Here is a 23,806-nt window from a genome sequence, read left to right as displayed (position 1 = left end):
GCGCCACACGGTTTAACTGAACACAGCACAAGGATTTACATGGCCAAGGAAGAACTCCTCGAAATGCGCGGCAAGGTGGTCGAATTGCTGCCTAACGCGATGTTCCGGGTGGAGCTCGAAAACGGTCACGAAGTGCTAGGGCACACGGCCGGCAAGATGCGCAAGAACCGCATCCGCGTCCTCGTAGGCGACGAAGTCTTGTGCGAGTTGACGCCGTATGACCTGACCAAGGCGCGCATCACATACCGCTTCATGCCGGGCCGCGGCGGCCCCGGGCAAAATTCCTCTCAGGGCCCCGGCCCTTCGTAAGCGCGCTGCTCAGTCATGAGCGCACCCTCTTTAATTCTCGCTTCAGCATCGCCGCGCCGGCGAGAGTTGATCGCGCGTCTGGGTATCGAGCCAGCAGCGATCCTTCCCGCTGAAATCGACGAAGCCCCGCACAAGGGCGAACTCCCGCGCGATTATGCCAAGCGCATGGCACGCGAGAAAGCTCTTGCGGTTTCAGCAGATGGCCACGTGCTTGCTGGCGACACGGTTGTCGCTGCGGGTCGCCGCATCCTTCCCAAGGCGGAAGATGAAGCGACCGCGCGGCAATGCCTTGAGCTGCTCTCGGGCAGGCGTCACCGGGTGCTGTCCGCCATCGCGCTCAAGTCGCCCGACGGCACCTTGCGCGAGCGGCTGTCTGAAACAATCGTCATATTCAAACGGCTCTCCGCGGAAGAAATCGCCGCATACCTCTCCAGCGGCGAATGGGACGGCAAGGCGGGAGGCTATGCCATTCAGGGCGCCGCAGAAGGGCTGATCCAGCGCATCGACGGGAGCCATTCAGGCGTGGTCGGACTGCCGCTGTTCGAAACGCGGGCATTGCTTAAGGCTGCGGGCTTTCCAATTGCCTGATGCACCCACCCCCAACCCCTCCCGCAAGCGGAAGGGGAGCGAGACTTGCCATGCCGCAGGCGAGGCTAGTCGCAGCGGGGTGGGCAAATGACCTGGCTGGTCGAACGCGGCATCGGCGAGGACCGCGCGCTGCTCATGGATGGTGAACATGTGCTCGGCGCAAAGCTGCGGTGGCCGGGCGAAATGTTCGCCGGGCAGCACATCGAAGCACAGCTGACTTCCAAGCCATCCGGCGCGCGGCGCGGGGTCGCTACACTACCCAACGGACAGGACATACTCGTCGACCATCTCCCGCCTGATTTGACCGAAGGCCAGCGCGTTTCCCTGACAATCACGCGCGCACCTATTGCGGAACGTGGGCGGCTCAAGAAGGCGCAGGGGCGTTACACCTCAACCCGGTTAGCGGACGCACCAGAATGGCTTGCTGGCGCGAGGGAGACCCGCGAATTTGCAGAGGGCGCCTGGGAAGACATCTGGCACACAGCCAGCTCTGGTGAGATTCAATTCGAAGGCGGCTCGCTGCTGTTCAGCGTCACCCCCGCGATGACGCTGATCGATGTCGATGGAGATGGAAGCCCGCGAGACGTCGCTCTGGCAGCAGCGCCGGTCATCGCGCGCTGGCTCAACCTGTTCGATCTGGGCGGGAATATCGGCATCGACTTTCCAACGGTCGAGGCGAAAGCAGACCGAAAGGCAGTGGACGCAGCGCTCGACCAAGCGCTCGCCGATTGGCCGCATGAACGCACCGCGATGAACGGGTTCGGCTTCGTTCAGATCGTCGCGCGGCTGGAAGGGCCGTCATTGCTCCACCGCTTCGCGACATCCCGCACCGGCATGTGCGCAAGAATGGCGCTGCGTCAGGCCGAGTTGGCGCAAGGTACTGGCAACATGCTGCTACTTTCCATCCACCCTGCGCTCAAAGCCAAGCTCAAGCCTGAATGGCTGGAAGACCTCTCCCGCCGGACCGGACGGCAGATCGAAATCGAGACCGACCCAAGCCTTGCGCTCGAAGGGGTCAGTGCCCAGATGATCTCGCGATGACCAAGACCAAAGCCTGCCCCATCTGCAAGAAACCCCGCAGCGAAGAGTTCAAACCCTTCTGCTCCAGCCGGTGCAAGGACCGCGATCTCGCCCGGTGGTTTGGTGATGGCTACGCTGTCCCAGGCAGGCCCGCCAGCCCGGAGGAGATCGCCGGGGAAATCATTCGCGAAGACCGCGACTAGCAGCGCACGGCCTACAAAACCGGCTTTTACCCCTTGCCAAGCCAGCGCGGCTTCGCCATAGGCGCGCTCTCACTCGCTGGCCGGTGTCTTATACGCCGCAGCAGCAACGATGCCTCGGTAGCTCAGTTGGTAGAGCATGCGACTGAAAATCGCAGTGTCGGTGGTTCGATTCCGCCCCGAGGCACCACCTTTCCCGATAAGTCAAAAGAAACCGCGCACTCACGGGTCAGTTCGGTACATTGTCCCCGGAACGTTCCACAAAACTCCCGCTTGACGATCCGCTGATCCACTATCCCGGCTCCGGCACTGCGACCAGTAATGCGCAATTCCTTTATGCCGATATGCGCGGCTCGAGATTACGCAGATTACGGTGCAGATTACGGTGACAGATTACGGTGACAGTGCATTTAATTGACGGGAGTTTGCAGCATGGTTAGCAGTTTCGCATGGCTCGCCTCGCCCGTTTCGTGCTTCCGATTACGGTGACAGTGCGATTACGGTGACAGCGATTACGGTGACAGTGCATTTAATTGACGGCGATTACGGTGACAGTGCATTTAATTGACGGGAGAATGCAGCGTCTTTAGCAGTTTCGCATGGCTCGCCTTGCCCGTTTCGTGCTTCCCGGCACGCCGCACCATGTCACCCAGCGCGGCAATGGCCGCCAGCAGACCTTTTTCTCGGACGCGGACTATGCCGCCTATCGCGATCTGCTCGCCGAGCATTGCGCGGCGCATGATGTCGCAGTGTGGAGCTGGGTGCTGATGCCCAACCATGTCCATCTGATCCTCGTGCCGAGCCATGCCGATGGCCTGCGCGCAGCGCTAAGCCGGGTGCATCGGGCATATGCCGGACGCATCCATGCGCGCGAGAAGCGCACCGGCCATTTCTGGCAGGGGCGGTTTGGCTGCGTAGCGATGGACGAACCGCACCTGCTCGCAGCGTTGCGCTATGTTGCGCTCAATCCGGTGCGGGCGCGGTTGGCGCAACGGGCGCGGGACTGGCGCTGGTCAAGCGTTCATGCCCTGCTCGCCCCGGCAAGGGGCGACGGGCTGACCGATACCGCTCCGGTGCTGGAGCGTGTGCCGGACTTTGCGGCGCTGCTTGCCTCTGGCGAGGACGAGGAGGCGACAAGGGCGCTGCGGCAGTCGGAAACGACCGGCAGGCCGCTGGGGAGCAGCGCGTTTCTGGAGCGGGTGGAGGCGGTGCTGGGGCGCGATCCGAGACCGGCCAAACGGGGACCTCGCACAAAACCGACCAAGCAGGAGAGCAATTAAATGCACTGTCACCGTAATCCGGAACTCAGGTTAAGACCGTTGAGTATACGTTAACGGAAGCTCGATCGCTGTTTGGTGCTGCAGGCGATAGGGCGAGAGGCTACAGAAGGCTAAAATTAACGCCAGTTTCGAGGTTAAGGATTAGATGAGTACAGAAAAATTTCAGAATGCGATCACGGACTACAAACGTCTTTATGACCACCTTCCAGACTTCAATCGTCATATGCCGGATACATTGTTTTCGACGATAGAGACGGTTGATGATTTTGTTGAATTGGTGAACTTCATTAAAGAAAATCTCGAATACGATAGATACTTTGAGTATGAAGAATCGAGTACATCTGAATTCGTAGTGCGGCTAGCCGATAAAGATTCATTATCAAGGCGTCGTGAATAACTCGAGTCTATCGGAATAAAAGGAGGATTTTCCGTCTTAGCGTATCACTTCTTAATGTCTCTTGGCGAATAGGCCAAGGCGAATCGAATTAGAGAATATTCGATTTATTGGCGAAAGAGTTAAATGGATTTGATGGCGTCAAGTATCGAAATGAGCCGTTTGTCACGACAAATCCGCCTCTCCGGCCTTCTGTTTGAGACCGCAGATAGCGAGGAGCTCAACTACCGCGCTGAACTACGCGATGCGATGCTGCGGGCGATCGGCAATTCACGCTTTGCGATCTATCACCATATGATTCGCCGCCGCGTCGATGCGGATTTGATCGCGGAATATCCCGACCAATTCTCGCAAGGCCTCGACGCACGCTGGCACGAGCGGCTTGCCTCGCGCGAGCTCTATGTCAACGAGCTGTTTCTCACCCTCATCCGCCGCCCCACGCCGGGCAAGATAGGGATCGCGGACCGCATCCGCGACTGGTTTGGGAAGAAATCGGGCAATGAAGCCGCACAATTGGCAGCTGAGCAGCGCGCGCTCGACAATGCGGTTGAAGCTCTAATGGCCGCGCTCAGCCAATATGAGCCGCGCCTGCTCACCGATTACGAGACCGAACATGGCATGCGCTCGGAAAGCCTCGAGTTCCTATCCTATCTCTACAATGGTGATATGAGCCCGGTTGCTGTGCCGCATGGCGATCCATGGGCGCATATCCCTCGCCGCCGGATCAGCTTTGGCACCAATACGGTGGAGTTGGCACCTGCTGGCCATTTGTCGCGGCGGTTTGTGGCGATGGTCTCGATCAAGGATTGGCCTGCCAAACTGGCCCAGCCCAAAGATTGCACGCCGCTGTCTTTGCCCCTATAGCAAAGCGCTCGCCCCGGTTGCCGCGACACCTCACGGAATCGCCTCGCCGGGGCGCTGTGTTTTTATCAGTCAAGAAAGCGTTTCGCCCATGTCCCGTCGCCGCCAGATTTACGAAGGCAAGGCCAAGATTCTCTACGAAGGGCCAGAGCCAGGCACGCTGATCCAGTATTTCAAGGATGATGCGACCGCTTTCAACGCCGAGAAGAAAGGCACGATCAACGGCAAGGGCGTGATCAACAACCGCATTTCCGAAGCGGTTTTCACGCGGCTTTCGCATATCGGCATTCCGACGCACTTCATTCGCCGCCTGAACATGCGCGAGCAGCTGGTCCGGCAGGTGGAAATCATCCCGATCGAAGTGGTGGTGCGCAATGTCGCGGCTGGCTCGATCTGCAAGCGGCTGGGCCTGACGGAAGGCGACCCGCTGCCGCACACGCTGATCGAATATTACTACAAGGATGATGCGCTGGGCGATCCGCTGATCGCGGAAGAGCACATCGCCGCCTTCAACTGGGCAAGCCCGGAAGAGATGCAGGACATTGCCAGCATGGCGATCCGGATCAATGATTTCATGTGCGGCATGTTTGCCGGTGTGAACATCCGGCTGGTTGACTTCAAGCTGGAATTCGGGCGCATTTTCGATGGCGACTACAGCCGCGTGATCCTGGCCGATGAAATCAGCCCGGACGGCTGCCGCCTCTGGGATATGACTTCGGGCGAGAAGCTCGACAAGGACCGTTTCCGCCGCGATCTGGGCGGCGAGGAAGAGGCCTATCGCGAAGTGGCACGGCGCCTCGGCCTGCTCAACGAGGATGGCGGCCCGGGCGAAGTGTTCGATATGTCGAGCCATCGCAGCCGCTTGCGCGGATCGCCAACTTCCAAGAAGTAAGCTTGCGAAGGGCCTGCGCGGCCTTGTCATTGTACGCGTTCTGGGCCAGCAAGCGCTCATGCGATTGCTAGTCTGTCTTGCCGTCTCTGCGGCGCTTGTCACCCTTCCCGCCTGTACCACTGTCCAGACCGCTGCCGAGCCAGCGCCAGCATCTGTTGCAGCGCCCGAGGCGGCGCACATCACACCGCTCTGGGCGTTTGAGGAAAGCGATGTCCCGGTCGACCCGGCTTTCCGGTTCGGAGTGCTTGAGAACGGGATGCGTTATATCCTGCGCGAAAACGCCACGCCAGAAGGTACTGCGCTGGTGCGGCTTCATATTGGCTCGGGATCGCTGGACGAAACCGACAGCGAGCAAGGCCTCGCGCATTATCTCGAGCACATGGCCTTCAACGGCTCAACCAATGTGCCTGAAGGCGAAATGATCCGCTTGCTAGAGCGCAAGGGGCTGGCGTTCGGTGCAGACACCAATGCTTCGACCGGCTTCGAGACGACGACATACAAGCTTGACCTGCCCAAGGCAGAGGAAGACCTGCTGGAAACCGCGCTGATGCTGATGCGCGAAACAGCAAGCGAGCTCACGATTGCGCCTGATGCTGTGGAGCGCGAACGCGGTGTCATCCTTGCGGAGCAACGTGACCGTTTCAATTTCTCCTACAAGGAAACCATCGACCGATTTAGCTTTATCGCGCCCGATGCGCGGTTTGTGAACCGTCTACCCATCGGCAAGACGGAGATACTCAAGACCGCCACCGCGGCGGATCTGCGCGGATTCTACGAGCGCACCTACGTGCCTGAGAATGCAACGCTGGTGATCGTCGGGGACTTTCCTGCCGACCTGCTGGAAGCGCGCGTGAAGCACTGGTTCTTTGACTGGAGCGCAGGCCCGGACCCGGTAGAGCCGCAAACCGGACCGTTCGATTCGACCAGGCGCGGCGATACCGACATCCATATCGATCCGGCGCTTTCCGAGCAGCTCAGCATCTTCACCTTCGGCAGCTGGCAGGACCGGCCAGATACGGTCGCAAACCGGCAACAGGGCATCCTGCGCCAGGTGGGATACGGGATCATCAATCGCCGATTGGCAAGCCTTGCCAGAGGCGCCGACGCTCCTTTCCGCAGCGCTGCCTTTTCAACCTCCGACATCTTCGAGGATGGCCGCTCGACCGCACTGACAGTGAATTCAGAAAATGGGGATTGGCGCAAAGGCATGGAAGCGGCAACGCGCACTGTCAGGCAGGCCCTCGCCTACGGGTTCAGCGACGCAGAGGTCGCGGAGCAGGTCGCCAATATCCGCACGAGCCTTGAAGACAGCGTGAAAGGCGCTGCGACGCGCAGCAACGCGGCTCTCGTAAACGCTGCCCTGAGCCTGATCGATGAGGAGCGCATTCCCTCTACTCCTGAAAGTTCGCTCGCCCGTTTTGAAGCCTTCGCCGACCAGATCACAGCCGAGGCTGCATGGGACGCGGTGCTGGCCGATGCGATCCCGCTTGCGAACCCGCTCATCCGGCTGCGCGGGCGTGAAGCGCCGGCAGGCGGGGCAGAAGCCCTGCGCGCGGCATGGGAGGCGGCAGCGGCTGAACCCATCGCTCAGCCTGACTTCGGCGAAACAGTGGCCTTTGCCTACACCGGTTTTGGCGAGCCCGGTTCAGTTGTCTCCGATATCCGCGACGAGCGGTTCGGCTTCCGCCTGATCCGGTTCGCCAATGGCGTGCGTCTGAACCTCAAGCAGACCGATATCCGCCAGGACCAGGTGCAATATCGCCTTTCGCTCGACGGAGGAGACCTGCTCAACACGAAGGAGGCACCACTGACGACGGCGTTGGTCGCAACCCTGCCGAGCGGAGGCCTGGGCAAGCACAGCCAGGACGAGCTTGCGACCGTGCTTGCAGGGCGTTCGGTCGAGCTGAACCTGCGCAGCGACAACGATACCTTCATCATGAGCGGAGATACGACCCCGCGCGATCTCGAGCTGCAATTGCAGGTGCTCGCCGCAGCGCTCACCGATCCCGGCTACCGGGCCGAAGGTGAGGAGCGCTTCCGCCGCTCTATCGCGGATTTCTTTGCGCGCCGCGATGCCACCCCCGGCAATGCGTTGAGCAATGCGCTGGGCGGCATCCTTTCCGACAATGACCCGCGCTTCACCTTGCAGGATGAAGAAGACTACCGTGCCCTGACCTTTGCAAAGCTGCGCGAGGATATTTCCGAGCGGTGGGCCAAGGGTGCGATTGAGCTCGCCCTGGTAGGCGACTTTGACGAGGAGGCAGCGATCGCAGCTGTCGCTGGCACTCTGGGTGCCTTGGAGCCGCGCGAAGCGGACTTCCTGCCGCGCGAAGAAGCCCGCAAACGCAGTTTTACCGATCAGCGCGGCTTGCGGACAATTGCTCATAGCGGAGAGGACAATCAGGCGCTGGTGCGCATGACCTGGCCGACCGGTGATGATCGCAACCTTGCCGAAACCTTGCGCCTGGCCGTGCTGGCCCGTGTGATGCGGATCGAATTGCAGGAACAGCTGCGCGAGGACCTCGGTAAGAGTTATTCGCCGAGCGCCAGCAGTTCGCCTTCCAGGACCTATCGCGGCTACGGGACATTCGCGCTCGCTGCCTCGGTCGACCTGGCCGACCTTGATGAGACTCGCGCGGCAATCCGCGTGATGCTGGATCAACTGCTGGCGGGGCCGGTCGACCAGGACCTGCTCGACCGGGCGCGGCAGCCGCTCCTCGAAAGCTACGACAATTTGCTCAAGTCGCTGGGCGGATGGATGACCCTGGCGGATCGTGCGCAAAGCGAGGCTGACCGGCTTGAGCGCTTCCAGCTGGCACCCGGCGTGCTCAAATCAATCACCCCAGAAGAACTCTATCAAACAGCGCAATCCTATCTGGCGCCTGATGCAGCGGTTGAAGTGGTGGTCTTGCCCCAAACAGCGGCTGAACTCCCACTGGAGCAGTAGAATGCGCGCTTCGACCGTGGGCAAGCGGGGTGCAGCGCATTGCACCCGAGCGCGGTCGCGCTATAGGCACGCAAAGCGTGGTAAGCCGATGTTGGCATCCATCACCAAAGGTGAAAAAGGAAAGCTGCAGTCATGAAAGTCCGCATCCTCGTCCGTTTGAAGCCGGGCGTACTCGATCCGCAGGGCCGCGCCGTGCACCACTCGCTCGAAGGGCTGGGCTTTGAGGGCGTGGAAGATGTGCGGATCGGCCGCATGATCGAACTCGATGTCGCCGATAACACCAGCGACGAAGCGCTCGACACCATGTGTCAGAAGCTGCTCGCGAACATGGTCATCGAAGACTACTCAATCGAGAAGCTGGAGAACGCATGATGGGTTTCACCAGCGCTGTCATTACGTTTCCCGGCTCCAATTGCGACCGTGACATGGCGGTGGCGCTGGAGCAGGTTTCAGGCACTGCGCCTCTGCGCGTATGGCATGGCGATGCGGACCTGCCAGACAGGCTGGACTTTATCGCGCTCCCCGGCGGCTTTTCCTACGGTGATTACCTGCGCTCTGGCGCCATGGCGGCGAACAGCCCGATCATGCGCTCGGTGATTGCGGCAGCCAAGCGCGGCGTGCCGGTGCTGGGCGTGTGCAACGGGTTCCAGGTGCTGACCGAGAGCGGTCTGCTGCCGGGCGCGCTGATGCGCAATGCCGGTCAGACCTTCATTTGCCGGACTGTGGCGCTGACCGTCGAAAACAACCAGTCCCTGTTTACAGGTGGCTATGAGGCAGGCGAGACGATCCACATTCCCGTTGCGCATCACGACGGCAATTACTTCGCTGACGAGGCGACGCTGGACCGGCTCGAAGGGGACGGACGGGTTGCGTTCCGCTATGCAGAAACAGTGAACGGATCGCGCCGCGACATTGCCGGCATTCTCAATGCGGAAGGCAATGTGCTGGGCATGATGCCGCATCCCGAACGCGCGATTGAAGCCGCCCATGGCACCGACGATGGCAGGCGTCTGTTTGAAAGCGCTGTCAACGCGCTCGTCAACGCTTGATGGTTTCGCCCTCGATAGCGGATTAGGCGCGCTTGCGGGGTGGATTCGCAAACAGCTTGAGTGTGTCGTCGGCAGACATGGGCCGGCCAAAGTGGAAGCCCTGAATCTTGTCGCAGCCAAGTTCACGGATCATCCTGGCTTCTTCGGCATTTTCAACGCCTTCAGCCGTTGTGGTCATGTCCAGGCTTTGCGCCATGGCAACCACTGCGCGCACAATCGCGAGGCTTTCTGCGCTGTGCTGCGCCGCGCCCTGGACAAAGGTGCGATCCACCTTGATGGTCGAGAAGCGCAATTTGCGCAGATAGCCGAGCGATGAGTAGCCGGTTCCGAAGTCATCAAGCGCGACGCTGCAGCCCAGCGCCATGGCCTGTTCCAGAGCGCTGCGAGCGACCGTCGGATCGCGCAGGAAGATGCTCTCCGTCACTTCGATCTCAAGCCGCTCAGGACGAAGGCCGGTGCTCGCCAGAACATCGACCACTTCATCGGCGAAATTGGGCTCCAGCAACTGCTCGGGCGAGACGTTCACATTCACCTTGATGTGATCTGGCCATTTGCCCGCCTGCTCACACGCCTTGCGCAGGACCCAACGGCCAATCGGAACAATCAGGCGGGTATCCTCGGCCAGAGGAATGAACTTGCCCGGGCTGACAAAGCCATGATCTGCACTGTTCCAGCGGACCAGTGCTTCAAAGCTGACAATGCTTTCATCATTTGCATCGACGACCGGCTGGTAATGCAGCAAAAGCTCATCCCTGGCGAGCGCGCCGCGCAATGACACCTCGAGCCGTCGGCGTTCTTCCGCAAAGGCATGGAGCACCGGTTCAAACGCAAAATGCTCTCCCCCACCCTGATCCTTGGCGCGGTAAAGCGCCAGGTCTGCATTGCGCATCAATTCCTCGACCGTGCAGCCGTCACGCGGCCCGATCGCCGACCCGACGCTTGCACCGACATAGAGCGTGTGATTGTCGACAACATAGGGCTCGGACAATCGTTCGATAACGCGGTTCGCAAGCTTGGCCACGGACTGCGTATCACTCACTTCGCGCATCACGATTGCGAACTCATCCCCGCCCAGGCGGCCGCACAGATTGTTGTCAGTCATCAGCGATTGAAGCCGATGCGAAACTTGCGCCAGCAGCCTGTCACCGGTCTGGTGCCCGAGTGAGTCGTTGACGGACTTGAAGCGATCAAGGTCAATCATCAGGAATGCGCAGCGCCCGCGCCAATGCTCTGCAAAATGAAGCGCCTCGCCCAGAGCTTCAGTCAATTGCGTTCGGTTGGGCAGACTGGTGAGCGTGTCGTAGCGTGCGAGATAGGCAATTTTTTCAGAGCTCCTGCGTTGCTCCGTCACGTCAGATCCAACGCCGCGAAAACCACTGAACTGGCCATACTCATCCCGCATGGGAGTGCCTGACAATTCCCACCAGCGCTCCTCACCCCGGATCGAGACATGCACGATCAGGTTAGAGAAATTCTCCCTCCGCTTCAGCCGCTCCGCCAGCTCGTGCAGACTCGGGGGAAAATTGCCGACCTTCCATCCTTTGCCAGCGATAAGTTCAAGCAAGGGCCGGCCTTCAACCTCGTCCTGCTTGTGCGCCAGCGCGTAGGCGAAGCGCGGGCTGACCGCGCGCAGTCGCCTTGCGGTGTCGACTTCCCACAGCCAGTCCGCTTCGTTCTCTTCAAATTCGCGCAGGAGCAGCGAGACGACATGCTGTTTTTCCTCAACCCCGGACTCCGCCAATCGCAGACGCAAATATGTCCGCGCCACTTCAGTCGCGCCCAGGATAGCAAAGACCACGAAATTGGCGCTCAGTGCGGCCATTTCGACCTGGCCTTGATACAGGAACGCAAGAGCCGCAGCTGAACCGGTAATGGCGGTGTAGGCAATGGTCGCGAGCGGCGCGGCTGCATTGAACACAGCAGAACCAAGGATAATGATCGCAACAAGGGACCATGCGACCAGCAGCTCGGCCTCGCCCGCGATAGCCGAGAAGCCGACCAAAGGAACCGCCCAAAGCGCGCCGGACAGGACCCCTGTCAGCGTTTGCCGATTGAACTCGCGTTGCGTGATAACCCGCCGATCTGCATCGATCAGGGTCTGCTCGAACCGGACCCCGCGAACATGCACCATCGCAAGCGCTGCATACCACAGGCCAAGCCAGCCGACCCAGACGTCTGCGAAGTAGATCTGGACGACAACCACGGCGAACAGCAGGTGAGCAACCATTCGGTAGCGCGATACCTGCGGCAACGCAGAATACTGCAGGCCGCGCAGCTTGGCCCATTTCACATAGTCTGAGCGATCAAGCCCAAGGACGTCGAAATAGGACAGTGATGCATTTGAATGCGGTTCGGGAGAAACTATCTCGCTCACTTCACATGGAATAACCGGAAAAGGTTATCGCACGCGCTTCAACGAGAGTTAAATTGGACTTAAAGCGCTGAATTTGAAACTAATAAATTGCTTTCCGCAGGCTAACGCTGGACTATGGTTTTTTCCTGAAAAGCCCCTCGAAAGGGCCGTCGTGCGGTCACTCTACCGTGACTGATTTGGCGAGATTGCGCGGCTGGTCGACATCCGTGCCCTTCACCACTGCAACGTGATAGGCAAGCAACTGCACCGGGACGGCGTAAACCAACGGCGCGATAAGTGGGTGGACCTGCGGCATCTCGATGGTCGCCATGCACCCCTCGCCCGCTTCTTCAAGCCCTTTGGCATCGGAAATCAGAACGATCTTGCCGCCCCGCGCGCGCACCTCTTCCATGTTGGAGACTGTCTTCTCGAACAGCGGCCCGGACGGTGCGATCACAACCACAGGTACATCATCGTCGATCAGCGCGATCGGGCCGTGCTTCATCTCGCCAGCTGCGTATCCCTCAGCATGTATGTAGCTGATTTCCTTAAGCTTGAGTGCGCCTTCAAGGGCTAGCGGGAAATCCTGCCCCCGCCCCAGGTACAGCACGTCGCGCGCAGGGGCGATCAGATGCGCCATGCTGGCAATGTCGTCATCATGATCCAGCGCCCGGTTGAGCGCTGCCGGCGCTTCGAGCAAGTGTTTGACGACACTTTGTTCTGTCGCGCGGTCCATTAGCCCTTTCTTGACCGCCATATGCGCGGCCAAGGCCGCAAGCACCGCAAGCTGGCAAGTGAACGCCTTGGTCGAGGCAACTCCGATTTCCGGTCCGGCATGAGTCGGCAAGAGCAGATCAGCCTCACGCGCCATGGTGCTGGTCGGCACATTGACGATCACGCCAATGGTCTGGCCGTTTTCCTTGCAATGCCTGAGCGCCGCGAGCGTGTCAGCAGTCTCCCCGCTCTGGCTGATGAACAGCGCCAGCCCGCCTTCCTCGAGAACGGGTTCACGGTAGCGAAACTCGCTCGCGACATCGATGTCGACCGGAACACGCGCGAACTGCTCGAACCAGTATTTCGCGACCATGCCGGCATAGAACGAGGTCCCGCAAGCAACAATGGTCACACGCCGCACTCCCGAGATATCGAAGTCGAATTGCGGCAGCGCGACCGAATTGTTGTCCTGGCGAAGATAAGAGCCGAGCGTCTGCGCGACCACAGTCGGCTGCTCAAAGATCTCCTTCTGCATGAAGTGGCGGTAATTGCCTTTCTCGATTGCCGCCGCGGAAGCGCCGGAACTGCGTATCTCGCGCTCAACCACTTCGTTTTCGGCATCGTATATCGTAGCGCCATCCCGCGTGATCGCGACCCAGTCCCCTTCCTCAAGATAAGAGATCTGCTGCGTCAGCGGTGCCAGCGCCAGCGCATCCGACCCGAGGTACATTTCCCCTTCGCCATAGCCGACCACGAGCGGCGAGCCTTGCCTTGCGCCGATCAGGACATCGGGATGATCCCTGAAGGCAATAGCGAGGCCAAATGCCCCGCGCAGGCGCGGCAGCGTGTCCCGCACGGCGTCTTCAGGCGACATGCCTTCTTCGATCCGGCGCGAGATCAGGTGTGCGATCACTTCACTGTCGGTTTCGCTGGCGAAGGTCCGACCCTCAGCGCGCAATTCCTCGCGCAGTTCACGGAAATTCTCGATGATGCCGTTGTGGATGATGGCGACGTGATCGGTTGCGTGCGGGTGCGCGTTTTCAGCGGTCGGCGCGCCATGCGTCGCCCAACGTGTGTGCGCGATCCCGACGGTGCCGGGAGCCGGATCGGCGGCCAGCACTTCAACCAGATTACCGAGCTTGCCCGGTGCCCGACGGCGGATCATCTGCCCCTCGTGAAGCGTGCAAATCCCGGCGCTGTCATAGCCGCGATACTCCATCCGCTTGAGGCCTTCGACCAGGCGATCAGCAACCGGATCAGCGCTTACAATTCCAATAATCCCGCACATGGTCTGGTCCCCTCAAGATCGTGAGCCGCGCTGATCGCAAGCCTTCGCTGAACGCGCGATTGATTTCCGCTGGTGCCGGGGGTCCTCTAGCGCGTTTAGCGGTCCTGCGAAACGTCCTTCATAATGCCAGACCTGTGCCGTGATGCACGCCACAAATAGAGACCGGCGCCGATGATGATCGCCGCGCCGAGCAAGGTCAGCGCATCTGGCACATCATCGAACCACGCCCAGCCGATCAGCGTCGCCACCAGCATCTGGACATAGGTGCAGGGCGCAACCTGCGATGCTCCGGCACGGGTTGTGCCGAGGTAGACGAGCCAGTGCGCGGTCGTCGCTGTGCAAGCGACAATGGCGCAGCGCCCGACGACATCCCAGCTGGGCACGCCAAAATCGAGCACTTCAATGCCTGAAAATTTCGCGCCAATCGCAAGCACGGACAGAACTGTCGCGGCTACTCCTGCCATGTAAAATTGCATCGCCAGAGGACTGCCCTGGCCAGCGGCCTTACGATTGAGCACGATCATGAGGCCGAAGAACAGTGCTGAGACAAGCGGAAACATCGCGGGCAAGCCCAGCTCTGCCAGATTGGGGCGCAGGATCATGACCACGCCGATCATAGCCATGCCAGAGGCAATCCAGACCGGCGTCTGCACTTTCTCGCCCAGGATCGGGCCGCTCAAGAGCGCTGTGAAGACCGGTGCGAGGAAGGCAATCGCCATGGTTTCCGCCAGAGGCATGATATAGACGGCAGAAAAGAAGCACACCGAGGCGACCGACACGCATACCCCGCGGCCAATCTGCAACCAGGGCTGCGCTGGGCGCAGAACAGACGGTCCTTCAACCTTGGACAGCAGCGCTGCCAGCGCGACCGCTCCAATTACGAACCGCAGCGCCGCTACAGGCAGGGGGGGCCAGGCACCCGCCATGCTCTTGATCACGCCATCCCCCACTGACAGCAGCGCAAAGCCGGCTATAGCCAGCAGCAAGCCGCTTCGCTCGGTGTGTTGCATAGTGGATGGTTGCCTTTGTAACGAGTTGCAGTCCCGCTAGGCCAGTTGCTCCGGTTTGAAAAGCGCTGATCCTTTCTCCAGCAAATCCGGTGATTTTGACTGTTCGTTAACCAACTTTGGCCAAGGGTAATCGCTAGATCATCCGGGGGCCTGCATGGATCTTCAACAACGCGACTTTTCTTCCTTTGTCGAGTCGAACAGCGAGAGGCCTGACGTGACGATTGTCATGCCGGTGCTGAACGAAGTCGATAGTCTGCCGCATTGCATCGGCAATGCCCTGGAAGCGCTCGCCCTTATGCGGACCGAGCTCGACCTGTCAGGCGAGATCGTGATCGCGGACAATGGCTCAACCGATGGCAGCCAGGCGCTGGCGACGGAACTGGGCGCACGCGTCGTCCCGGTCGCAGCCCGCGGCTATGGCGCAGCGCTGATCGGCGGATGCGAAGCGGCCTTCGGTCGCTACATCGTGATGGGCGATTGCGATGGCAGCTACAACTTCACGGAAGGCGTCGCGATGGTCGCGAAGCTGGAGGAAGGATACGATGTCTGCATGGGCAACCGCTTCAAGGGTGGGATCGCGCCCGGCGCCATGCCCTGGAAGAACAAGCATATCGGCAATCCCGGTCTCACCGGCGTCTTGAACCTGTTCTTCCGCAGCGGCATCGGTGATGCGCATTGCGGCCTGCGCGCGATCCGCAAGGAAGCCTTCTCAGAGTTAAAGCTGAGCGGTTCAGGCATGGAGTTCGCCAGCGAGATGGTCATCAAAGCAGCGCTCACGAAGCAGCGCATGACCGAAGTCCCCGCGACGCTCAGCCCGGACCTGCGCGACCGCCCGCCACACCTGCGCCCCTTGCGCGATGGCTGGCGGCACCTTCGCTATCTCTTCATGCTGAGCCCGACCTGGGTGTTTGGGGTTCCGGCGGTCATAGCGCTTGGCACCGCGGGCGTAATCTTCGCGATTGGCCTTATGCACTTGCTGGGGTTGCTGCCGGGCACGAGCTTTTTCGGCACGAGTTGGAGCATCGTTGCCGGTTTCCTCGCCACCTGCGGGCATCTTGGCCTGATCATGGCGGTAGCGACACACTTCCACGGCGTGCGCAGCGGCTACCGGCTGATGCGGCCAGTGTTCAAGCGGCACGAGAAGCTGATGACGCTCGAAGCCGCTTTGCTGAGCGGCCTCGCCCTGTGCCTTGCTGGCGCGGCAGGTCTCGGCATAGTGACCTACAATTGGGGCCAGTCAGGTTACTTGCCGCTCGACAATCCGCTGCCGCTGATCCTCTCCGCAACGGTTGGAGCGATCGGTTTGCAGACTCTGCTGGGCGGATTCCTGCTCGCGATCATCGGCGGCAATGACAACCGGTTGACCCCCAAGGCACAGGACAAGACGCGTTGAACAACAAGCCCTCTCGCCCGTGGCTGTCGATCGTCATGCCAGTGCACCAGCCCAACCAGTGGCTGGACGATGCGCTCGCAAGCATCGAGGACGATGGCCGTGATGGCGGAATAGAACTCATAATCCGAGACTCTACCCCGGATTTCCCGGCGGGCGCTGTGTTCGTGCGCCAGCATCGCGAGCGCTTGCGGATCGACTATGACCACATGCCGCATATCGCGAGCTGGACACGCAAGACCAATCTCGGCGTGGAAGAAGCCCGGGGCGAACATGTCTGCACACTGCACCAGGACGATGTGTGGCTGCCCGATCGGATCCAGATCATTCGCAATATGATCGACAATTATCCGGATGCAGCACTCTATCTCACTCCGGCTCGTCTGATTGACCATGCCTCGCGCGATCTGGGCGGATGGCGTCCACCCTTTCCATTGGGCGAAGTTGCGCAGGCTGCGTTTCGCGACCTGCTGCTGGTCCAGAATTCGATCGCAATGCCCGCGCCTGTGTTCAAACGTGCGGCTTACATCGCAGCTGGCGGGCTCGATGAAAGCCTGTGGTACACGCCCGACTGGGAGCTGTGGCTGAAGCTGGGCGAGCAAGGCCCGGTCGTGTTCGACCCGCGCCCGACCTCAGCCTTCCGCATACATGGCGGCGCGCAGACCATGACCCGCAGCCGCAGCGAGTTTGCCGAGCAATTGGGCATTGTGCTCGACCGCCATCTCACCGCGGATACACCAACAGCCCGCATCAGCCGCGCATCGGTCGCTATCAACACCGCGCTTGCAGAAGCGGCCGCCGGGGACGCAAGCGCAAAATGGCGCGCGCTTGGCAGCTTTGCGAAGCTCGGCCCAGTCGATGCCGTGCGCTACCTCAAATATTCGCGGCTGATCGAGCGGCTCTGGCCGCGGCTCCGGCTGCGCTTTGCTGGGGGGCTTTAGAAATGGCTCTAGGCGCATTTATCCGCCAATCCTTTGGCCCTTTTGAACCGCAAATCGCGGAAGCCTATCGCTCCATCTTCATTGATCTGGACGACTGGACTGCGCAGCTCAGAACAGTATGCCCAGCGCCCAAGCGCATTCTCGAAGTCGGTTGCGGCGAAGGCGCCATGACGGAACGGCTGACCAACGCATTCCCGGACGCTGAAATCGACGCCATCGACATAACGCCAAGGCTTGGTCGCCTTTTCACAGGCGATCCCAAGCGGGTGAATTTCCGGGAGGAATATGTTGAAGACCGGCTTGCGGCCAACCCTCAACCTTATGACCTGATCTTGCTGGTCGACGTGCTTCATCACGTGCCGTCGGCCGCGCAAAACTCCCTGCTCGCTTCGGCCAGACAGCTGCTCTCCCCGAACGGCGTTTTCGCCATCAAGGACTGGGACCGAAATTACAGCCCGATTTACTGGTTGTGCTATTGCTCAGACCGGTTCCTGACCGGCGACAGGATCCGTTACAACACTCCTCGCGAAACCGAGCAGCAGCTACGCTTGATCTTCAAGGATTGGTCGGTGCGCCGAGGAATGCATGTGCGCCCGTGGCGGTCGAACTATGCCTTTTTTGTGAGCCAAACCGCGCAGGTGGACGGGTGCTGAAACCAGAGACACTGGCGAGCCCGGCGCGATACCTCTTGGTGGGTATCGGATGCGCCGTTCTCAACAACGTGATCCTAATAGGCGCGGATGCTGGGGGCGCTCATTACACGATCGCAATCGTACTGACGCTGATCATAACCATGCCGCTGGCATATCTGCTGCACGCGCTCTGGACCTTTCAGTCGAGGCTCACACTGGCCGGCTTTGCCCGCTATCTCGCAGGTTCCATGTCGAGCGTGATTGTTGCCGCGCTGCTCGTGGCATTACTGCGAGGGGGGCTTGCGTGGCCAATGGTTGTTGCCGCGCCCGCTGCGACTGTGGGAATGACGATCTATAATTACATCATGACCCGCTGGGCAGTTGGCCCGAGGACACCGCAGGACCTGCGAGAGAGCATGGGTATTCCAAGTGAATGAAGCCTCAGTATCAGCTCTGGCTTGAAGCCGCTTCAGCTGCCGTCTGACACACATTTTCCGGCAAAGGCTTATATTCCTCACTGGGGGCAAGCTGCATCCCCGCCTGCTCCACCTGTACGGCGCCGATCACCGTGACGGACCCGCGCAAACACACCTCTTCGAGCTGCTCGTTCGTCATCCATCTCCGCGAGAGAATCAGCGGACGGTTCGAAAGGTCAGCGCGATTGCGCACCTGATCGACAACATTGCGATGGACCAGATCATCCACGATGACGAAGTCGGTGGTTTGCGCGTCCACGATCTCTGTCAGCGCGACATAGGGCTCAGTAAAGCTGCGCGCTGACCACAGGTTGGCAGTTAGAGTAATCAGCACAGTAACCGCGCACAGCAACACAGCCGCACCATTGGCCCACGCGCGATCCCGTGCTGCAATCTCGCGATATCCGAACGCCGCCAGCAGGAAGACGCTGCCGAGCACGCCGTGGATGTAGCGATACCCCCAGCCATGCCCTTGATACGGGAGAATGATCGATACAGCGATCAAGGTCAGCGCCAAGCCGCCCAGCAAAGCGAGCGCGATCGGATCACGCCGCTTGAAGGCAGGCCCGGCAGCCAGCAGGAAAGGCAAGACGAACAGCGCGTTCCAGCCGATCCCGCGGGTGAGATTATACGCCATCAGCTGGATCGTAAGCGGTTCTATCCGCGTGATCAGAGGAAGCACACGCTCGACCAGCGTGGAGCCGATGTCGCCTTCCTTGCCCGGTTCAGGCGTAACGCCGGCCCAATCAATCACGATCCCGTGCCAGCTCAACCACAAGCCGATCCCGGCGAGATAGACGGCCCCATAGGCAGCAACATGGAGCCAGCGCCTCTGCAACAACAGCCACAGCACAAACGGCGCTGCAAACATCGGGTGAAACACGAACTGGTGCAGCCCCATGGCAAGTACGCCAACCAGCATCGCCAGCAGATGGCTCCACCAACGATCCTTCAAGAACAACGCCAGCCAGAGCAGGTTAAGCGCGAGGTGTCCTGTCATCGCATAGGTGGTCATTCCAGTGACGAGCACCTGTGCTGACAGCAGGTAACCGCCCAACGTGAGCCATTGCGCCGGTGCGTCTTCTGGAAAGACCCGCTGCGCAATCCACCACAGGCTGACAAAGCCGATTGCAACCTGCAGCGGGTTCATCAGCGCCGGGTCCACGATCAGGCCGAAAAAGCCGCGCATGGCCGCATTGATCGGCAGATAGCCCGAAACAAGCAAGGCGCTTCCCGGCGTATCAAGCAGAAATGCCGGAACCAGGGCCTTTGCATACCCCGCCCATTCCTCTGGCAGCGGCTCAGCCAGTTTGCCTTTCGCATATGTCGCCGCATCGAACACAACCATGTGTTCATCGCGGGTCAGCGGATAGTCGAACATCCACCAATGGGTCCCGGCCCATAAGGCAAGGCACAGCCCCGCCGCGACCGGCAATACGAGCCGCACACTTGGTGCAGCTTGCGGTAGCGCAGCGCGCGGAGTCCAGTACATGCTTCCCAGCCAAACCGCCGCAAACACCAGTAAGACAAATGCGTCATGCGTCACGAAATAATGGCGCGACAGCGACACATGCGGCTGGATCGCGAGAAAGGCCAGTGCGATCAAAACATAGATCACGGGCCGCTGCATGACGGATTTCGAAAGCGTGCCCATCGGCAATGACAATCCCTGCTTGAGCGGGATTTCCCGCTTTCCCTTCGACTTCGCTATAGATCGAACAGGTCAAGACTTGCTTACCCTCTTCGAGCCCTTTCCACAGCAAGCTGCCACCGATGTTGCTGAAAGCATCGTGCAAAAATGTGCAAAAAACCCTCAAGCTGCGCGGGAGGTAACGCTTCTTCGACACATCCTGCGCTAAGGCTCGAGCGCAATGGCCACGCTTAGCGAACACATTGATGCAGGCTTTGGTGCGGTCGAGCGGATGCTGTCCCCCCGCATAGTATGGCTGGCGCTTGCTGGCGGCGTGCTGGTCTTTCAGGTCTTTTTGATCTGGAACCACAAGCCCTGGGCTGACGAACTGCAGGCCCTGATGATCGCGCTGGAAGCGCCCAATCAGGCTACATTGCTCGCATGGCTGCGTTACGAAGGCCACCCGCCGCTGTGGTACTGGCTGCTGCGCACAATTGGCAGCTTTGCCGAGCCGCACATCGTGCTCCCCCTTGCGGCCACGCTTTGTGCGGCAATCGCACAAGGCGCGATCCTGTTTACTTCGCCATTTTCGCGGCTTGAGCGGCTCTTGCTGGCCTCGAGCCAATATTTGCTGTTCGAATTCCTGACGATTTCGCGCGGAACGTCGCTTGGCGTTGCGGTGGTTGTCTTGGCCCTTGTTGCATGGCGTTCGCGCTGGTTCTGGCTGCTGCTAGCGGTCCTGCCTCTGGTCGACTTTCTCTTCGGTGTGATTTCCGGCGTGTTTCTTTTGCTCAAGTGGCGCGAGCGTGACTTGTGGTGGCCCGGAATTCTGCTCTGGCTGATCGCATCGGCCTTTGCGGCCTGGACTGTGATCCCACCACCCGACATGGTCAACGCAATCGACGCGATGCAGCCTTTGCATGGGATCGATCTCCTGCTGCACAACCTTCGCGGATGGTTCCTGAAGCTGGGCAGTATCCCGCTGCCATTTCCGGGCGGCCTGATGGCGGAGTGGAAGGCGCCCGTGGTGCCGATCGCCAGCTACGCGTGGATCCTGCTCCTTGCCTTGTGCTGGTACTGCACCAAACAGCGTCCGTGGCACCGGCTCATGATTTTCGGCTTCCTCGGGTTCACGCTTGCCTTCAATCTGGCCGTCTATTCAATCGGGCTGCGCCATATGCTGCTGGTGGCTCTCCTTTTGATCGCCTTGGTATGGCTGGCCCGCGCGGCAGGAGACAAGCCGGGCACAGCTTTCCGCGTATGGATATTCTTCGCCAGCCTGTGCGGCATTGCAAGTTCGCTGATCAGCACGGAGCGCGGCTTCAGCAATGGTGATGCCGTCCTGACGCAGATCGAAGCGCGCGGCCTTTCCGAAAGGACCTGGCTGGCCATTCCGGAATGGCGCGTCCCGGCGATTTCGGGTCGCTCAAGCCTGTCATTCGTTCGCCCGGAAGAGGGGTGTCGTTTCCGCTTTGTGCGCTGGGACCACAAGAGCCTGGCCCTTGAAAACCAATCAAACTTCACGGCTATGCTCAGACATGCGGTGGAGAATTACGGGCAATCCTATATGCTGAGCGACCGCAAATTCGCCGGGTTCGATCCCGACTTGTTAACCGAATTAGTCCGCATCCCTCCAGGTTATGACGGGATCACCTACTACCTTTACGTAGTTGGGCCTCAAGCACCTGAAAAACAGAATGATTTACCCTGGTGCTACGCGCAGGTGACGAACTGATCAAAAGTCAGCCCGAGTTTAGGAAAAAAATAAACTTTCCGAATTATTCACCAAAATTCGAGAGGCAAACTTCGCATTGTGCGAAGCGGTCCTCGCCATAATTTTGTAGGATTTCTGGGGGCGATCAATGAGCGCATTCGGCAAAAAGTCGGGACCAGCAGGCTTCAATCCCGGAGCCCGGCCGTCTTTCGGTGTGGCGAAGCCCATGAAGGGCGGCGATCGCGGCAAGTCCAGCGATAGCCCCAATGAAGGCGGCGATCAGTTCCCACCTTTGCCCACAGGCGCAGCAGACACACCAGCACCGCAAGCTCGCGGGAACGCTACGGCTGACGCAATGGACCGCCTGGCAGAGCGGATGAACTCGGTTGATACCGGCGAATCCGAAGTCGGCGGTTTTGAAGCCAGCGTTCACAAGATCAAGGAACAGGTGCTGCCGCGCCTGCTCGAGCGGGTCGATCCTGAAGCGGCTGCATCGCTGAGCAAGGAAGAGCTTTCCGAGGAATTCCGTCCGATCATCATGGAAGTGCTGGCCGAGCTTAAGGTCACGCTGAACCGACGCGAACAATTCGCGCTCGAAAAGGTATTGATCGACGAACTGCTGGGCTTCGGTCCGCTCGAAGAGCTACTCAACGATCCCGATATTTCCGATATCATGGTCAACGGACCGCAGCAGACCTACGTCGAAAAGAAGGGCAAGCTGCAGCTCGCGCCGATTCAATTCCGTGACGAGCAGCACCTGTTCCAGATCGCCCAGCGCATCGTGAACCAGGTCGGCCGGCGCGTCGACCAGACCACCCCGCTCGCCGACGCCCGCTTGAAGGACGGCTCACGTGTGAACGTCATCGTGCCGCCTCTGTCGCTGCGCGGCACAGCTATCTCCATTCGTAAGTTCTCCGAGAAGCCGATCACCTTGGACATGCTCAAGGAATTCGGCTCGATGTCGGAGAAGATGTGTACCGCGCTGAAGATCGCTGGCGCTTGCCGGATGAACATCGTCATTTCGGGCGGTACGGGTTCGGGTAAGACGACCATGCTCAACGCCTTGTCGAAGATGATCGACCCGGGCGAGCGCGTGCTGACGATCGAGGATGCCGCCGAACTTCGTCTGCAACAGCCGCACTGGCTGCCGCTCGAAACGCGTCCGCCGAACCTTGAAGGGCAAGGCGCGATCACCATCGGTGACCTCGTGAAGAACGCCCTGCGTATGCGTCCTGACCGCATCATCCTGGGCGAAATTCGTGGCGCGGAGTGTTTCGACCTTCTCGCCGCGATGAACACCGGCCACGATGGCTCCATGTGTACGCTCCACGCCAACAGCCCGCGCGAATGCCTTGGCCGTATGGAAAACATGATCCTGATGGGCGACATCAAGATCCCTAAGGAAGCCATCTCGCGCCAGATCGCGGAATCGGTCGACCTGATCGTTCAGGTGAAGCGTCTGCGCGACGGTTCGCGTCGCACCACCAACATCACCGAGGTGATCGGGATGGAAGGCGACGTGATCGTGACGCAGGAACTGTTCAAGTTCGAGTATCTCGACGAGAGCGACGACGGCAAGATCCTCGGCGAATTCCGCAGTCAGGGCCTGCGCCCTTACACATTGGAAAAGGCCCGTCAGTTCGGATTCGACCAAGCTTACCTGGAGGCTTGTTTGTAAGGCAAGCGATCCGGGTTCTCCGACCCGGATCATTCGGCCTAACGGCCGTCGCCCAGTCGGGCTCTGACTTCCGTGACCAAGATCCAGAAGGCGGCGTAAGCCGCCGCAAGGGCGACCGCCCGCCCGCAGCAAGGGCAGCTTGCCTGCCCGGAAGCGAGGAAATTGCGCGCCCGGACGGGCGTCGCGAAGAACAAAAGACTCAGCTTACCAAAACTTTTGGTAAGCTGAGCGCGAGCATTCCCCCGCCGATGATCATGCAGCCGACAAAAATGCCGAGCCAGGGAACCCAACCGACGCGTTGAAGATCATCGCGCTTCAAGCGGCGACGCTCCATTGTCCCGGCGAGAGCACCCACAAGGACAATTGCGCAGCCGACTAGCGCCATCAATTCGGCATCGCTGGCAAAGCGCAGATGTTGCAACAGACTGTCCATCACGCGG

23 protein-coding genes and 1 tRNA gene are annotated in these 23,806 nt (G+C 60.1%); 19 read left to right on the top strand and 5 right to left on the bottom strand.

Going from position 1 to position 23,806, the window contains the following annotated elements; genetic code table 11:
• Positions 1 to 39: 39 nt before the first annotated feature.
• From infA to purQ, 12 genes are all read left to right on the top strand, one after another.
• Positions 40 to 309 carry a translation initiation factor IF-1 gene (gene infA / locus ACG9DO_RS07395; protein ID WP_394731071.1) on the top strand — a complete coding sequence of 90 codons (270 nt, stop codon included), beginning with the start codon at positions 40 to 42 and terminating at the stop codon, positions 307 to 309.
• Positions 310 to 324: 15 nt separating this feature from the next.
• On the top strand, positions 325 to 897 hold the full coding sequence (locus ACG9DO_RS07390) for a Maf family protein (RefSeq protein WP_394731070.1): 573 nt from the start codon (positions 325 to 327) through the stop codon (positions 895 to 897).
• Positions 898 to 984: 87 nt separating this feature from the next.
• Positions 985 to 1,938 carry a ribonuclease E/G gene (locus ACG9DO_RS07385; RefSeq protein WP_394731069.1) on the top strand — a complete coding sequence of 318 codons (954 nt, stop codon included), beginning with the start codon at positions 985 to 987 and terminating at the stop codon, positions 1,936 to 1,938.
• The gene (locus ACG9DO_RS07380; protein WP_394731068.1) at positions 1,935 to 2,120 is read left to right on the top strand and encodes a DNA gyrase inhibitor YacG; all 186 of its coding nucleotides are present in this window, start codon (positions 1,935 to 1,937) and stop codon (positions 2,118 to 2,120) included. Before ACG9DO_RS07385 ends, ACG9DO_RS07380 begins: the two co-directional genes overlap by 4 nt.
• A gap of 111 nt (positions 2,121 to 2,231) precedes the next feature.
• Positions 2,232 to 2,307 (top strand) — tRNA-Phe (locus ACG9DO_RS07375).
• A 409-nt stretch (positions 2,308 to 2,716) separates the two neighbouring features.
• Complete coding sequence (locus ACG9DO_RS07370) at positions 2,717 to 3,397, top strand: transposase (RefSeq protein WP_394731067.1); 681 nt, start codon at positions 2,717 to 2,719, stop codon at positions 3,395 to 3,397.
• Positions 3,398 to 3,542: 145 nt separating this feature from the next.
• Positions 3,543 to 3,794 carry a hypothetical protein gene (locus tag ACG9DO_RS07365; protein ID WP_394731066.1) on the top strand — a complete coding sequence of 84 codons (252 nt, stop codon included), beginning with the start codon at positions 3,543 to 3,545 and terminating at the stop codon, positions 3,792 to 3,794.
• A gap of 132 nt (positions 3,795 to 3,926) precedes the next feature.
• Complete coding sequence (locus tag ACG9DO_RS07360; RefSeq protein WP_394731065.1) at positions 3,927 to 4,655, top strand: hypothetical protein; 729 nt, start codon at positions 3,927 to 3,929, stop codon at positions 4,653 to 4,655.
• A gap of 88 nt (positions 4,656 to 4,743) precedes the next feature.
• Positions 4,744 to 5,544 (top strand): phosphoribosylaminoimidazolesuccinocarboxamide synthase, encoded by an 801-nt coding sequence (purC, locus tag ACG9DO_RS07355; protein ID WP_394731064.1) that lies wholly within the window; start codon positions 4,744 to 4,746, stop codon positions 5,542 to 5,544.
• Positions 5,545 to 5,602: 58 nt separating this feature from the next.
• A complete protein-coding gene (locus ACG9DO_RS07350; RefSeq protein WP_394731063.1) occupies positions 5,603 to 8,491 on the top strand; it encodes a M16 family metallopeptidase in 2,889 nt (962 codons plus the stop codon).
• A gap of 132 nt (positions 8,492 to 8,623) precedes the next feature.
• The gene (gene purS, locus ACG9DO_RS07345) at positions 8,624 to 8,863 is read left to right on the top strand and encodes a phosphoribosylformylglycinamidine synthase subunit PurS (protein WP_394731062.1); all 240 of its coding nucleotides are present in this window, start codon (positions 8,624 to 8,626) and stop codon (positions 8,861 to 8,863) included.
• On the top strand, positions 8,863 to 9,540 hold the full coding sequence (purQ, locus tag ACG9DO_RS07340) for a phosphoribosylformylglycinamidine synthase subunit PurQ (RefSeq protein ID WP_394731223.1): 678 nt from the start codon (positions 8,863 to 8,865) through the stop codon (positions 9,538 to 9,540). Before purS ends, purQ begins: the two co-directional genes overlap by 1 nt.
• A gap of 22 nt (positions 9,541 to 9,562) precedes the next feature.
• On the opposite strand, the gene ACG9DO_RS07335 is transcribed toward purQ, so the two are convergent.
• The 3 genes from ACG9DO_RS07335 to ACG9DO_RS07325 form a co-directional block, all read right to left on the bottom strand.
• Positions 9,563 to 11,914, bottom strand: coding sequence for a putative bifunctional diguanylate cyclase/phosphodiesterase (locus ACG9DO_RS07335; protein ID WP_394731061.1), 2,352 nt, complete (start codon positions 11,912 to 11,914; stop codon positions 9,563 to 9,565).
• A gap of 157 nt (positions 11,915 to 12,071) precedes the next feature.
• Positions 12,072 to 13,895, bottom strand: a complete 1,824-nt coding sequence (glmS, locus tag ACG9DO_RS07330; RefSeq protein WP_394731060.1) for a glutamine--fructose-6-phosphate transaminase (isomerizing) — start codon at positions 13,893 to 13,895, stop codon at positions 12,072 to 12,074.
• Positions 13,896 to 13,990: 95 nt separating this feature from the next.
• Positions 13,991 to 14,905, bottom strand: coding sequence for a DMT family transporter (locus ACG9DO_RS07325; protein WP_394731059.1), 915 nt, complete (start codon positions 14,903 to 14,905; stop codon positions 13,991 to 13,993).
• A 154-nt stretch (positions 14,906 to 15,059) separates the two neighbouring features.
• On the opposite strand from ACG9DO_RS07325, the gene ACG9DO_RS07320 reads away from it, so the two are divergent.
• From ACG9DO_RS07320 to ACG9DO_RS07305, 4 genes are read left to right on the top strand one after another with little or no spacing between them, the layout of a single operon-like run.
• Positions 15,060 to 16,298: a glycosyltransferase family 2 protein gene (locus ACG9DO_RS07320; RefSeq protein WP_394731058.1), complete on the top strand. Its 1,239-nt coding sequence runs from the start codon at positions 15,060 to 15,062 to the stop codon at positions 16,296 to 16,298.
• Positions 16,295 to 17,236: a glycosyltransferase gene (locus ACG9DO_RS07315; protein WP_394731057.1), complete on the top strand. Its 942-nt coding sequence runs from the start codon at positions 16,295 to 16,297 to the stop codon at positions 17,234 to 17,236. Before ACG9DO_RS07320 ends, ACG9DO_RS07315 begins: the two co-directional genes overlap by 4 nt.
• Before the next feature lie 2 nt (positions 17,237 to 17,238).
• On the top strand, positions 17,239 to 17,889 hold the full coding sequence (locus ACG9DO_RS07310) for a class I SAM-dependent methyltransferase (protein WP_394731056.1): 651 nt from the start codon (positions 17,239 to 17,241) through the stop codon (positions 17,887 to 17,889).
• Positions 17,883 to 18,305: a GtrA family protein gene (locus ACG9DO_RS07305; protein ID WP_394731055.1), complete on the top strand. Its 423-nt coding sequence runs from the start codon at positions 17,883 to 17,885 to the stop codon at positions 18,303 to 18,305. Before ACG9DO_RS07310 ends, ACG9DO_RS07305 begins: the two co-directional genes overlap by 7 nt.
• Before the next feature lie 10 nt (positions 18,306 to 18,315).
• Here the strand turns inward: ACG9DO_RS07305 and ACG9DO_RS07300 are convergent, their stop codons facing one another.
• The gene (locus ACG9DO_RS07300; protein ID WP_394731054.1) at positions 18,316 to 19,974 is read right to left on the bottom strand and encodes a hypothetical protein; all 1,659 of its coding nucleotides are present in this window, start codon (positions 19,972 to 19,974) and stop codon (positions 18,316 to 18,318) included.
• On the opposite strand from ACG9DO_RS07300, the gene ACG9DO_RS07295 reads away from it, so the two are divergent.
• The 3 genes from ACG9DO_RS07295 to ACG9DO_RS07285 all read left to right on the top strand — a co-directional run bounded on the left by ACG9DO_RS07295 (position 19,973) and on the right by ACG9DO_RS07285 (position 23,366).
• Positions 19,973 to 20,203 carry a hypothetical protein gene (locus ACG9DO_RS07295; RefSeq protein WP_394731053.1) on the top strand — a complete coding sequence of 77 codons (231 nt, stop codon included), beginning with the start codon at positions 19,973 to 19,975 and terminating at the stop codon, positions 20,201 to 20,203. The genes ACG9DO_RS07300 and ACG9DO_RS07295 overlap by 2 nt on opposite strands.
• Positions 20,204 to 20,215: 12 nt before the next feature.
• Positions 20,216 to 21,709: a hypothetical protein gene (locus ACG9DO_RS07290; protein WP_394731052.1), complete on the top strand. Its 1,494-nt coding sequence runs from the start codon at positions 20,216 to 20,218 to the stop codon at positions 21,707 to 21,709.
• A 127-nt stretch (positions 21,710 to 21,836) separates the two neighbouring features.
• Positions 21,837 to 23,366, top strand: coding sequence for a CpaF family protein (locus ACG9DO_RS07285; protein ID WP_394731051.1), 1,530 nt, complete (start codon positions 21,837 to 21,839; stop codon positions 23,364 to 23,366).
• A gap of 199 nt (positions 23,367 to 23,565) precedes the next feature.
• Here ACG9DO_RS07285 and ACG9DO_RS07280 read toward each other — a convergent pair whose 3' ends face one another.
• Positions 23,566 to 23,799 (bottom strand): hypothetical protein, encoded by a 234-nt coding sequence (locus tag ACG9DO_RS07280; protein WP_394731050.1) that lies wholly within the window; start codon positions 23,797 to 23,799, stop codon positions 23,566 to 23,568.
• Positions 23,800 to 23,806 lie beyond the last annotated feature (7 nt).

This window comes from Altererythrobacter sp. GH1-8 (assembly GCF_043702085.1).
Taxonomy (GTDB): domain Bacteria; phylum Pseudomonadota; class Alphaproteobacteria; order Sphingomonadales; family Sphingomonadaceae; genus Erythrobacter.
Note: the sequence above shows the minus strand (reverse complement) of the source record. Positions and strands in the feature narration are given on the sequence as shown.